General features: G+C 72.0%; 12 protein-coding genes. 6 read left to right on the top strand and 6 right to left on the bottom strand.

Features of this window, described 5'->3' with window-relative positions; all coding sequences use genetic code 11:
- Positions 1 to 169: 169 nt before the first annotated feature.
- Both OG776_RS09225 and OG776_RS09220 read right to left on the bottom strand, forming a co-directional pair.
- Positions 170 to 610: a MarR family winged helix-turn-helix transcriptional regulator gene (locus OG776_RS09225; RefSeq protein WP_148009696.1), complete on the bottom strand. Its 441-nt coding sequence runs from the start codon at positions 608 to 610 to the stop codon at positions 170 to 172.
- Positions 607 to 1176 (bottom strand): MarR family winged helix-turn-helix transcriptional regulator, encoded by a 570-nt coding sequence (locus OG776_RS09220; RefSeq protein WP_148009697.1) that lies wholly within the window; start codon positions 1174 to 1176, stop codon positions 607 to 609. The genes OG776_RS09225 and OG776_RS09220 overlap by 4 nt, the downstream gene beginning before the upstream one ends.
- Before the next feature lie 188 nt (positions 1177 to 1364).
- Here OG776_RS09220 and OG776_RS09215 point away from each other — a divergent pair, with 188 nt between their 5' ends.
- The 3 genes from OG776_RS09215 to OG776_RS09205 all read left to right on the top strand — a co-directional run bounded on the left by OG776_RS09215 (position 1365) and on the right by OG776_RS09205 (position 4294).
- Positions 1365 to 2330, top strand: coding sequence for a pirin family protein (locus tag OG776_RS09215; RefSeq protein ID WP_148009698.1), 966 nt, complete (start codon positions 1365 to 1367; stop codon positions 2328 to 2330).
- 373 nt (positions 2331 to 2703) lie between these two features.
- The gene (locus tag OG776_RS09210; RefSeq protein ID WP_315986965.1) at positions 2704 to 3345 is read left to right on the top strand and encodes a lamin tail domain-containing protein; all 642 of its coding nucleotides are present in this window, start codon (positions 2704 to 2706) and stop codon (positions 3343 to 3345) included.
- A gap of 463 nt (positions 3346 to 3808) precedes the next feature.
- Positions 3809 to 4294: a hypothetical protein gene (locus OG776_RS09205; protein WP_148014857.1), complete on the top strand. Its 486-nt coding sequence runs from the start codon at positions 3809 to 3811 to the stop codon at positions 4292 to 4294.
- A gap of 34 nt (positions 4295 to 4328) precedes the next feature.
- Here the strand turns inward: OG776_RS09205 and fumC are convergent, their stop codons facing one another.
- The 4 genes from fumC to OG776_RS09185 all read right to left on the bottom strand — a co-directional run bounded on the left by fumC (position 4329) and on the right by OG776_RS09185 (position 9831).
- Positions 4329 to 5822 (bottom strand): class II fumarate hydratase, encoded by a 1494-nt coding sequence (fumC, locus tag OG776_RS09200; RefSeq protein WP_329320015.1) that lies wholly within the window; start codon positions 5820 to 5822, stop codon positions 4329 to 4331.
- The gene (locus OG776_RS09195; protein ID WP_329320013.1) at positions 5786 to 7459 is read right to left on the bottom strand and encodes an NAD-dependent malic enzyme; all 1674 of its coding nucleotides are present in this window, start codon (positions 7457 to 7459) and stop codon (positions 5786 to 5788) included. Before OG776_RS09195 ends, fumC begins: the two co-directional genes overlap by 37 nt.
- A 638-nt stretch (positions 7460 to 8097) precedes the next feature.
- Positions 8098 to 8937 (bottom strand): RNA polymerase sigma factor SigF, encoded by an 840-nt coding sequence (locus tag OG776_RS09190; protein WP_329318288.1) that lies wholly within the window; start codon positions 8935 to 8937, stop codon positions 8098 to 8100.
- 312 nt (positions 8938 to 9249) lie between these two features.
- Positions 9250 to 9831: a DUF2231 domain-containing protein gene (locus OG776_RS09185; RefSeq protein ID WP_148015067.1), complete on the bottom strand. Its 582-nt coding sequence runs from the start codon at positions 9829 to 9831 to the stop codon at positions 9250 to 9252.
- 288 nt (positions 9832 to 10119) lie between these two features.
- On the opposite strand from OG776_RS09185, the gene OG776_RS09180 reads away from it, so the two are divergent.
- The 3 genes from OG776_RS09180 (at position 10120) to OG776_RS09170 (ending at position 11864) form a co-directional block, all read left to right on the top strand.
- On the top strand, positions 10120 to 10275 hold the full coding sequence (locus OG776_RS09180) for a DUF6131 family protein (RefSeq protein ID WP_187286150.1): 156 nt from the start codon (positions 10120 to 10122) through the stop codon (positions 10273 to 10275).
- A gap of 480 nt (positions 10276 to 10755) precedes the next feature.
- A complete protein-coding gene (locus tag OG776_RS09175; RefSeq protein ID WP_187286149.1) occupies positions 10756 to 11262 on the top strand; it encodes a DUF5709 domain-containing protein in 507 nt (168 codons plus the stop codon).
- A gap of 275 nt (positions 11263 to 11537) precedes the next feature.
- Positions 11538 to 11864 (top strand): plasmid stabilization protein, encoded by a 327-nt coding sequence (locus OG776_RS09170; RefSeq protein WP_148014557.1) that lies wholly within the window; start codon positions 11538 to 11540, stop codon positions 11862 to 11864.
- The last annotated feature ends 187 nt before the right edge of the window (positions 11865 to 12051 follow it).

Raw genomic sequence — 12051 nt, 5'->3', positions numbered from 1 at the left:
GAGCGCCTCAACGGAGCGGGTTGGTTGAATATTCCACGAACTCGCCCCGCCGTCTGTCCGCCGGGGCCCGGCTCCCGTACCGTCCCCGTCCCCGGCGTCCGCGGCCGGTGCCGGTGCCGGACCCGAGGTCCTCCGCCGATCTCCGCGCCTGATCCCCGGGCCGGTACCCCTACGCGCCCGCGAGCTCCGCTTCGGCCCGTTCCGTGACCAGGGTCAGCACGCGGCCCACGGTCGCCAGGTCCTCCGCCGGGATTCCCGCGTAGAGCCGGGCCGCGATCTGGTTCCCCGCGGTGCGGATCCGCTCGAACACTTCGCCGCCGGTGTCGGTCAGCGACACCTGGCCGGCGGCCGGCTTCGCCAGCAGCCCGAGGTCGGTCATCTCGTCGACGGTCCCTTCGGCCGCCCGCTCCTGGATCTTCAGTGCGCCGGTCAGGCGGGCGACGAGCCGTGCGCGCTCGACGGTTCCGCCCTGGTCGGAGACGGCGCGCAGGGCCACCGACTGGTTGAAGGTGACACCGGCGCGGGCGAGCTCGGTCTCCAGGACCGCGCGGCTCGCGTAGTGGGCCAGGCCGATGACCTGCCCGTTGACAGGGGGAGTGCTGACGGTCATGACTGCTCCTCGTCGACATGGTGCTGATCGGAATGCTGCTGGGTGGAATGTGCCTGTCCGTGGGGTGGTGTGGGGTCGGAAGGTGGTGTGGGGCCGGCGGCCCGGCCGTCGCGCGGTTCGAGCGAAACCCCGAGCAGGACGGCCAGTTCGCCGCTGAACGCCCGTGTGCGCGGGCTGTCCAGCCCGCCGAGGGGGTCGAGGAGCTGATCGAGCACTCCGTGGACCACCCCGATGGCACGTCGGGCGACCTCCCGGCCGTCCTCGGTGAGTGACAGGCGGACTGCCCGGGGATCGGCCGGATCCCTGGTGCGGTCGACGGTGCCGGCCGTCTCCAGGGCACGGGCCAGCTTCGAGACGTAGAGCGGTTCGAGTCCGGTGTGGTCGGCGAGCTGCCGCTGACTGGGCCGCAGCCCGGCGTGGTGCATCCCGTACAGCGACGCGACCAGCGAGTACTGGGCGTGGGTCAGCCCCAGCGGCGCGACCGCCCGGTCGACGGCCACCCGCCATTTCATGGACAGGCGCCAGACGAGGAAACCGGGGGTCGCGTGGTCTGCTTCCGAACTCATGCGAAAAACAGTACATGGCTACTATGTACATGGCTACTGTTTTGGAGACGTCGGACCAAGGGCGCGGCTCCTCTCCGGCGGTGGTCCCAGGTCCTCCCCGGAACCCGGTCGGTTCTGAGCCAGGCACCCGCCCCTCCGGTGGAAGGGCGACCTGACGGACGGTCCTCGACGGGTCTAGGTTGGGCGCCATGAGCAATCTTGATCGCGACGCCGTTCCCGCGTTGTGCGGTGGCCGCGGGTTCGTGGTGGCCGAGCCGGTGCGTGAACTCCTCAGTCCCCGCCGGGTCAAGCTCGGCGAGTCCACCGAAGTCCGGCGCCTGCTGCCCAACCTGGGCCGACGCATGATCGGCGCCTGGTGCTTCGTCGATCACTACGGCCCCGACGACATCGCCGACGAGCCCGGCATGCAGGTCCCGCCGCACCCGCACATGGGTCTGCAGACCGTCAGCTGGCTGCACGAGGGCGAGGTGCTGCACCGCGACTCCACGGGCAGTCTGCAGACCATCCGCCCGCGCGAACTGGGCCTCATGACCTCGGGCCGCGCCATCAGCCACTCCGAGGAGAGCCCCAAGCCGCACGCCCGCCTCCTGCACGGAGCGCAGCTGTGGGTCGCCCTCCCCGACGCCCACCGGCACACGGACCCGCACTTCGAGCACCACGCCGATCTGCCCCTCGTCACGGCGCCTGGCGTCACGGCCACGCTCATCCTGGGCACCGTCGACGGCACGACCTCGCCCGGTACGACGTACAGCCCGATCGTCGGCGCCGATCTGGCCCTGTTGGAGGGCGCGGACGTACGCCTGCCGCTGGAGCCCGACTTCGAGTACGCCGTGCTGTCCATGGCGGGCGAGGCCCACGTCGACGGCGTGCCGGTCCTGCCCGGTTCGATGCTCTACCTCGGCTGCGGCCGCACCGAGCTTCCGCTGCGCGCCGCGTCGGACGCGTCCCTCATGCTCCTCGGCGGCGAACCGTTCGAGGAGGAGCTGATCATGTGGTGGAACTTCATCGGGCGCTCCCAGCGGGAGATCGAGGAGGGACGGAAGGACTGGATGGAGGGCTCCCGCTTCGGCGAGGTGCACGGCTACGACGGCGACCGGCTCTCCGCGCCGGCGCTCCCGCCGGTTCCGCTGAAGCCGCGGGGACGGGTGCGCTGACCTCTCGTCAGCTCTTCCGGGCGGGCGTCGTCCGCCACGCCCGCCGGAGGCTCTCACCGCACCGCGGAGCCGACCCTCCGTCACCGCCCGCCTGTACCTGCGCCTGTCCTGCCTGTGCCCGCCCGGTGTCCGGGCGGGTTCCCCTCTTGGACCCTGTGCCCTTCCCTGTCCCTGTCCCTGCCCCCGTCGTGCTTCACGTTCCCGAGGGGTGCCGTCGTCGGGAACCACTTTCGGGTGAGGGGTGGGTGGGTGGTGGGGTGGCGTGGTGCGGCGTTTTGGGGGTGGGGGGTATGGGGTGTGGTGTGGGTGGTTCGTCAACTTGGTGCGTTCGGGCGATGAATGGTCCTTGCATGTGAGTGTTACGGGGGTATGGATGATCCGTAACGCGTGTCCGTGTATGGCGCACATCGGTGGGGTGTGGGGGCATGGTGTGGGTGTCGGCGGGCAAGGGCCGGCCGTATTACTCGCACTCGCAGTCCTGCCTTGTGCGGTCCGGTGGTTCCGGGTCGTGGGGGGTGGGGGTGCCCGCACCATGTTGGGGGACTTCATGTCCGCATCTGTGTCTGTCCGTCGTGTTGCTGCTGCCGCGTTGACGGTGGTGGCGGTGGCCGGGGTGTCGGCGGTGCCGGCTTCGGCGGCCGATCATGGTCCGCGTCCGCGGGCCGCGGTGCAGATCAGTAATGTGCATTACGACTCTCCGGGTCGTCACCACCGTTCGAATCTGAACAACGAGTGGGTGGATGTCACGAACACGACGCGTCGGCCGGTGGATCTGGACCGGTGGACGTTGTCGGACCGGGACGGGCGGACGTACACGTTCCATCACTACCGTCTGGCGGGTCGGGCGACGGTGCGGGTGCACACGGGGATCGGTCGTGACACCTTCCGTGATCTGTTCCAGGACCGTCGTTCGTCGGTGTGGGACCGGCGTGGGGACACCGCGACCCTGCGCAACGACCACCGTCGCCTCGTCGACACCCTCAGCTGGGGCGGCCACCACGGCGGCCACCACTGACCCCGTGACCGGACCCCGTCACCCCATCGACCGACGGCGCTCCCGGCCCACCCGGCCGGGAGCGCCGTCGGCGTGTTCCGGAAGCGGACCCTGGCGGCCCGTCCACGGGCCCGCGCGCGACGGCTCCGGGCGCGGGCGCGGCCGTCCGGCCGTCCTCAACTCCCGTGTCACGGCGGGACGGAGCGGCCGGGCGGTGGACACCTCGTACCCGGCCGGGAAGCGGTCGTCCCGGCCCGGGACGGAAGGGGGGCGCGCTCCCGGACCCCGGTCGCGGCGCGGAGGGCACGTACGAGTGGTGATGGTCCGTGCGAGTGGTGGATCTCCCGGCCGGGTCGTAGCGTCGGTGGGAGGAGGCATCCTCCGTGTGGGAAGGCAGTCGGCCGCCGTCCGCCGCCGCGGGCGGAGGCGCACGGGCCGGACGCGGGGGCCGGTGAATCCAAGAAGCACGCGGCCGGGAGCGGACATGCGAAAACTCACCGTCAGGGCGGCAGTCACGTTCTGTGTCGCGGTATCGCTGGCGACGGTCATGGGGACGGCGGGGGCCGCTCCCACGACGTCGCCGCGGTCCGCGCACACTCTCGCGCAGGAGCCGACGCAGCCCCCGGTGCCCACGCAGCCCGTCGTCGTCGACTGCTTCTGGCATCCGCGGGTGGAGCCCCGCGCGTTCGTCCTGGCCTGTGGTGACGGCAACAGCCGCCTCACCTCGCTGCGGTGGTCGCGGTGGGACGCCCGTTCCGCAGTCGCCACGGGCGTCAACGCGGTCAACGACTGCAAGCCGTACTGCGCCGCGGGAACCTTCCGGAAATACCCCGTCACCGTACGGCTCGACCGCCCCCGGACGTGGAAGAAGACCCCCCGGCTCACGCAGTACGGCCGCCTGACGCTCACCTACACCGACACCAAACCCGCCGGATACGGCCGGACGATGACCTATCCCCTGTGGAACTGACGGCGTCACGGCGCCGGGACGCCGCTGCGGCCTCTCACCGGGGCGCGGACGGCCCGACCATGGTCGTCGGGTCGACGATGCGGTCGAACTCGGCCGCGCTGACATACCCACTGGCCACGGCGGCCTCGCGCAGCGTCGTGCCCTCGTCGTCGGCCTTGTGCGCGATCGCGGAGGCCTTGTCGTAGCCGATCTCCGGCGACAGCGCGGTGACCAGCATCAGGGACCGGTCGACGTAGTCGGCGACCCGCTCGCCTTGGAGTTCGGCGCCCTCGACGCAGTACTCACGCAGCTTCTCGCAGGCGTCGGCGAGGATCGTCGCGGCGTGCAGGAAGTTGTTGATGATCACCGGACGCATCGCGTTGAGCTCGAAGTTGCCCTGGGAACCCGCGAAGGCGATCGCGGAGTCCTCCGACAGGACCTGGATGCAGACCATCACCATGGCCTCGCACTGGGTCGGGTTGACCTTCCCGGGCATGATCGAACTGCCGGGCTCGTTGGCGGGAAGGACCAGTTCGCCCAGCCCGCAGCGCGGCCCCGAGGCCAGCCACCGGATGTCGTTCGCGATCTTCATCAGGGGGACCGCGAGGGCGCGCAGGCCCGCCGACGCGTTGACCATGGCGTCCAGACCGCCCTGTGCGGCGAACTTGTTCGGCGCCGTGACGAACGGGTATCCGGTCGCCTGCGCGATCTCGTGGGCGATCTCCTCGGCGAAGCCCTCCGGCGCGTTCAGGCCGGTACCCACCGCCGTGCCGCCGGCGGCGAGTTCGAACAGTCCCCGGGTGGACGCGGTCGCCACGGACATCGCCTGCCGGAGCTGATGGGCGTACCCGGACCATTCCTGTCCGACGGTCAGCGGGACCGCGTCCTCCAGGTGGGTCCGGCCGATCTTCACCACGTCCCGCCATCGCTCGGCCTTGGCGTCGATGGAGCGCTGCAGCGCCTGCACCGACGGCAGCAGGTGTTCGTGGACCTCCTTGACGGCCGCGATGTGCATCGCGGTGGGGAAGGTGTCGTTGGAGGACTGCCCCATGTTCACATGGTCGTTGGGGTGTACCGGGGTCTTGCTGCCGAGCCGGCCACCGGTCAGCTGGACGGCACGGTTGCTGATCACCTCGTTGGTGTTCATGTTGGACTGCGTGCCCGAACCGGTCTGCCAGACGTAGAGCGGGAAGTTCTCGTCGAGCGCCCCGCCGATCACCTCGTCGCAGACCCGCTCGATCAGGTCCGCCATCCAGCCCGGCAGCCGTCCGGCCCGCCCGTTCACGATCGCGGCGGCCTTCTTGACCTGACCGTAGGCGTGGTAGACCGCCTTGGGCATCCGGTCGTCACCGATGGAGAAGTGGATCAGCGACCGCTGGGTCTGCGCACCCCAGTACCGGTCGGCGGGCACCTCCACGGCGCCCAGGGAGTCGGTCTCGCGCCGTGTCCCGGTCGCCGACAGGCCGATCGGCAGATCCAGGATCACCGGCGCGGGTTCCCCGCCCGCGCCGGTCATGCCGCGCCGCCGTCGGAGTACGCGGGCTGCCACATGGCGTCCTGCACCGCCTGCACCACGTTGTCGATCTTCGCGGTGGCGACGCCCTCGGCCTGGGCGGCCCGTACGACGGCGACCGCGGTGGTGGCGGTGGAGGCCCGCAGATTCTCGACCTCGGGCAGCAGTGAGGCACCCGGCGCGCTGACGTCCACCTGGCCGGCCACCGCCTCGGCGGCCGCGATCAGCATGCCCGCGGTCACCCTGTCGGCGCCGGAGACGAGGGTGCCCAGCCCGAGCCCGGGATAGACGAGCGCGTTGTTGGCCTGGCCGAAGTGGTAGTCGACGCCCTCGTACCGCATCGGTCCGAACGGCAGCCCGGTCGCGACCAGCGCTTTGCCGTCCGTCCACGCGATCACGTCCCGCGGATCGGCCTCGATCCTGGAAGTGGGGTTGGAGATCGGCAGGACGATCGGACGGTCCACCCCCCGCGCCATGGACTTGACGACCTCCTCGGTGAACGCGCCGTGCGCGGTGGAGGTCCCGAGCAGGATGGTCGGCGCCGCGTGAGTGACGGTCTCCAGCAGCGACGCCGCTCCGTCACCGCCCCAGCCCTCGACCTCCTCGGGCCCGCGGGCGTACGGCTTCTGGAATTCCCGCAGATCGGTCATGTCACTGGTCAGCAGGCCCTGTTTGTCCACCAGCCAGATCCGCGAGGTGGCCTCCTCCTCCGTGGCGCCGTCGCGCACCATCGCGGCGTGGATCTGGTCGGCGATGCCCACGCCCGCGGTCCCGGCGCCGAACACCACGAGCCGCTGGCTCCGCATCGGCACGCCGGTCACCTTCACCGCGGACAGCACGGAGGCCAGGGTGATCGCCCCGGTCCCCTGCAGGTCGTCGTTGAAGATGCGATACCGGTGTCCGTAACTCTCCAGGATCCGCCGGGCGTTGTCGGGTCCGAAGTCCTCGAAGTGCAGCAGCGCGTTCGGGAACAGCGTGGACGCGGTCTCCAAGTACCTCTCGATGAACGCGTCGTAGGCGGCGCCGCGGACCCGCGCGTGCCGGTTGCCCAGGTAGAGCGGATCGTTGAGCAGGACCTCGTTGTCGGTCCCGACGTCCAGGGACACCGGGATCACCCGGCGCGGGTCGATCCCCGCGGCCGCCGTGTAGATGGCGAGCTTGCCGATCGCGATCTCGATCCCGCCCACGCCCCAGTCGCCGATCCCCAGGATCTCCTCGGCGTCGGTGCACACCAGCAGTTCGACGTCCTCGGACCTGAGCCCCAGGGTGCGGAAGGCCGTCTCGATGTCGTCCGGCGCGTCGATCGACAGGAAGATCCCCCGCGGACTGCGGAACTCCTCGGAGTACTGCTCGATGGCATCGCCGACCGTCGGGTCGTAGACGACCGGGAGCAGTTCGGCGAGATGGTCGGCGAGCACCCGGTAGTACAGGGTCTCGTTGCGGTCGTGCAGCTGTTCCAGGTACACGTACTTGGCCAGGTCGTCGCGCTGGCGCTGGAGTTGGCGGTAGGCCCGCTGCGCCTGCTGTCCCAACGTCAGTACGCTGGCGGGCAGTCGGCCGGTCAGCCCGTAGGTGTCCCGTTCGGCGGCGCTGAACGCGACGCCGTGGTTGCTCATCGGGTCCTGGAGGACGTCCGGCGTCGCCGGCGTCCGGACCGAGTGCGTGGTGCTCATACCGTTCCCCTCGCCATGACTGGTTCACGAACCGTCGGAGGCCGAACGCCGCGGTCGCGCCCCACGTGTGGCGCGCGGGCCGGAGATCGCGGGCGCGCCGGACCTCCCGATCGCGCCGGGCGACGCGGCCGCGTCGGGTGCCGTACGCACGCGGAACGCCGCGACGTGGCGGGGCCGTGCGCCGTACTCACGCCGAGCCCACGGTCAGCCGGACGCCACGGTCGCGGGCGCCCGGCGACGCTCGTGGCGCACCGGTCTCACGGCCCGTCGCCCTGCGCGTACGGAGCACGTGGACGGGCGCGCGTTCAGGGCCTCGCTCGTGATTTCAGGCTACGCCCGGCCGACGTTCCCGACATCTGCGGCGCGGTCGGTCCCGCAGCGTGGCGCGGCCGTCACGGACCGGCGGTGACGGCCGGGGACGTACGGGGCCGCCGGGCGTGGCACGGGGATGCCGCCGACGCGGGGGAACGGCTCGCGCCGGGCAGCACCGTGTGCGCCACGTCCTCCCGGGCGGTGGCGCACACAGGAGCCCCGTGGGCCGGGTCACCGACGTGACGCGCGGACCCTCCGCGGGCAGTCCACCGCGGCACCGGAGGGGATGCGCGAACGGCTGCCCGCCGGTCCGTCGGGGGGCGGGGTCAGCGCGTGGTGAGCATGCCCGCGCGGAGCTTTCCGAGGGTGCGGTTGAGCAGACGGGAGACATGCATCTGGGAGACGCCGAGGTCTTCGCCGATCTGGGCCTGGGTGCGCTCCTCGACGAACCGCATGTGGATGATGCGCCGTTCACGGTCGTCGAGTCCGGCGATCAGGGGGGCCAGGGCGTTGAAGTCCTCGACGAGTTCGAGGGCGCCGTCGTCGGCGCCGATGAAGTCGGCCAGCGCGGCTTCGCCGTCCTCACCGGAGTGGATCGCGGCGTCGAGGGACGACGAGGCGTAGCCGTTCGAGGCGAGGCGGGCCTCGTCGACCTCCTCCTCGCTCAGGCACATCAGCTGGGCGAGTTCCTTGACGGTGGGGGTACGGCCGAGCCGGCTGCTCAGTTCCTCGGTGGCCTTCGCGAGCTGGATGCGGGCCTCCTGCAGACGCCGGGGCACGTGGACGGCCCAACTGGTGTCGCGGAAGAAGCGCTTGATCTCACCGACGATGTAGGGCACGGCGAAGGAGGTGAACTCGACCTCGCGGGTCAGCTCGAACCGGTCGATGGCCTTGATGAGGCCGATCGTGCCGACCTGGACGATGTCCTCCATCTCGTCCTGGTCGCGGCTGCGGAAGCGCGCGGCCGCGAAGCGGACGAGGGAGACGTTCATCTCGATGAGCGTGTTGCGCGCGTACTGGTACTCGGGCGTGCCCTCTTCCAGGACGCCGAGCTGGTCGAAGAACAGCCGGGAAAGCTGACGGGCGTCCCTGGGGGCGACGCGTGACGGGTCGGCGATCTCCGGCAGCGCCGTAGGTCGCGCCTCCGTCGTCTCGGTCACTGTCATGCCAGGCCCCTCCCATGTGATCCGGCCCCCGTGCCGTCGGCCGATGGAGGCCGACGAACGTCCGGGTACCCGCCACGGGGGAATGCATACCCGTCGATCCGAAAGCGATTCATCACCCCCTGAGGGAGGGGCGGGAGAGGCGGAAAGGATGGAAGTGATGAAAGGGGTGGAAGCGGCGGGACGGGTGGAAAAGGTGGGCGGGGCGGGAGCGGTGGCGTGGGCCATGCGCCCGGCGCCCGCTGCAGATCGTCCGGGTGCCCGCACGCGGGTGGCGAGGCCGAGGGTGTCCGGACGCGGCTGCCAGGACGGCGGTCAGAGCGGGGGATGTCCCGCGACGGCCCGCCGGTAGGCCACGTGTCCGCCGAGCGCACCGCTCACGGCGACCGCCGCCAGCCCGCCGAGCGACCACAGCCACCCCTTCGCGTTGCGGCCGCGCAGACGCGCCGTCAGGGACGCGCCGTAGCAGGCCACCGCCGCGACGTTCGAGACGGCGTGGACCAGGCCGACCCGGGCCTGCTCGGGCGGCAGGTCGGCCCAGTCGGCCCAGCCGGCGACCGCCGCGGGCGTGGCTCCGGCCAGTCCGACGGCCAGGAGCGTGGCGGGCGCGCGCCGTCCGGTCGGCGTGATGTCCAGTACGGCGGCCGACAGCCAGCAGCCGATCGGCACCTGGACCAGGACGGGATGCACGGGATGGCCCAGCGGCCCGCCGCGCAGCAGGGCGCGTACGTCGCCCAGCGGGAGCGAGCGGATCCCGCGCTGGAGCACGCGGATGGCGGGGTCCGCCGCCCCGGACCGTTCGATCCGGTCCAGCGCCGTCAGCCACCAGGCCGACGCGGTGTCCAGGGCTGAGGGCGTCAGGGTCCGGGTGGAGGTGCCGGGGACGTGAGTGCTCATGCACCACGACTACCCGACACCACGCCGCCGTCCCGCCGCGGCCGCGACTGCACCCGAACGGTCCGCTCGGCGACGGCGATCCGCCGCGGGTGCGTCCACCGGAAACGCGGGCGGCATGGGTGGCCGGGGGCGGGGCACACGGACGGTGCACGACAGGGATCCCGGACCGCCGATCGGGCGGCCGGATCCCCTCTGTCCCGGGTTACGCAGCGGGCGGTAAGAGGGTGCTGTGAGGCCGAGGAGACGAGGACCCGCACGCACCGAAGAGACTGGAAGATCGGAATCGACATGATTGTCCTTGGCGCCATACTGCTCGTCATCGGCCTGCTGGTCGGTGTGTCCCTGCTGACGACCGTGGGCGGTGTGCTCGTCGTGGTCGGCGCGGTCCTGTGGATCCTGGGTGCGAGCGGCCGCACGGTGGGCGGGCGCAAACACTACTTCTAGGCCGGTCCCTCCCAGCCGGCCCCCGCTGATCCTTGTCGGGGGACGGCGCTTCACTCCTGGACCGGCGCCTCCGGCGCCGCCTCCCGAGCGGGCGCGGCGACGCGGTGCCACGGCGGGGGAGTCCGCGGCGGGCGTACCGCGGCCGGGCCGAAACCCCGTCCCGCCGAACGGCGTTCCCCCTGCACGACCCCCGGGGCCCGCGGAGAAGTTTCTTCCGCGGGCCCCGTCGGCATGTCCGGTACCGGCTCCGGCACGGGTGCGGGTGCGGAACAGCGCGCGGATTTTCCGTCCGGGGTCCGGCCCACCCGTGTTCCAGGGCGGGCGGTGGTCCGCGCCGGGGCCGTGCCGGACGTGCCCGGAGCGTCGTGGGCGCGCGACACCGCCGCGGCCGGCGGGCCCGGCGTGCCGGAAGGTGTGGCGTGCCGCAGCCTGGAGACGCGGGCCGCGAGGCACGTATCCGTCCCGGAGGTCACACACACCATGGACAGTCAGGACAACGAGGAAGTCATGGGCGACGAAGAAGTCATGGGCGACGAGGTCTACCAGCCCGAGGGGGCGGACGGGCGCGAGGACGAGGGCATCCTCGACGCGGAGGACACGCTCACCGACCGTGGATCGGATCCGTACGACGAGGGCTGGTCGCCGCCCGAGCGCCCGCTCGGGGTGGAGCACCGGGGCACGACCGCGCGGGAGCAGCACGACGGCGAGACCCTGGACGAGCGGTTGTCGGAGGAGCTGGTTGATCCGGCGCTGGAGGAACTGGAGACCGGCGACGATCTCGGTGACCTTCGGGACGGTGACGGCGAACTGCTGGACGACGAGGTGGGCCGGGACCGCGCGGGCCGCCTGGTCGCGTCGGACGAGGGGGCTCACGAGGACGCCGAGAAGGACATGTTCGCCGAGGACGTCGGCATCGACGGCGGCGCGGCCTCGGCGGAGGAGGCCGCGGTCCACCTCGTGCGGGACGAGGACGACGGCGCCCTCTGACCCGGTACGGCACCGCGGCGCAGGGGTCCCCGCCTGTCCGCCGCCTGTCCCTCCGCCCGCCCGCCCGTCCGTCCGCCCGTTCGCGCCTGCGGCCGTCCGGCGGTGGCCGCGCCCGGTCGGCGTTCCCGGGTCGCGGGCGGGGCGGTCCTCGGCTGGAGTGGTGGGTACGGTCCGCCCTCGCGTGTCTCCCACGGCAGCGGGAAGGCGTTGGACGGAACGGCCGTGCGGCCGTTCCGTCCGCACGTCCGCGGCAGAGGACGACAAGGAGAGATGTCATGCCGGCAGGTTCCAGCCCCAAGCGGGAGCGTCAGTACGAGCACATCAAGGAGGGCGCCGAGAAGCGCGGTGTCCCCACCGGCCGGGCGAAGGAGATCGCCGCGCGGACCGTGAACAAGGAGCGGGCCAGGGCCGGCGAGGCGAAGACGGCCGGGCGGGTCTCCCTGCGCGACAAGAAGTCCGCGCCCCAGCGCGGCGGCGAGCGTTCCCACAGCGGTGCCCAGGGGCCCACGAGGGATCAGCTCTACGAAGAGGCCAGGAGGAAGGGCGTCGAGGGACGCTCCACCATGAACAAGCAGCAGCTGCGCGACGCGCTGGGCCGCTGACCGGAACGGTCCAACAGGACCACCCGGCGGGGCTGCCCGGCGGGGCTGCCCGGCGGGGCCGGCGGGCTCGCGCGGTCCGGGCGGCAGCGGGGCTGCCGCGTGCCCCGGTGCTCATGGCCCCGGTGGACCTGGTGGACCGGGGCACCGGCCGACGGCGGGCTGCCCGGTCGGCCGCCGGGCCGACCGG

The organism is Streptomyces sp. NBC_01689 (assembly GCF_036250675.1).
Lineage (GTDB): Bacteria > Actinomycetota > Actinomycetes > Streptomycetales > Streptomycetaceae > Streptomyces.
Note: the sequence above shows the minus strand (reverse complement) of the source record. Positions and strands in the feature narration are given on the sequence as shown.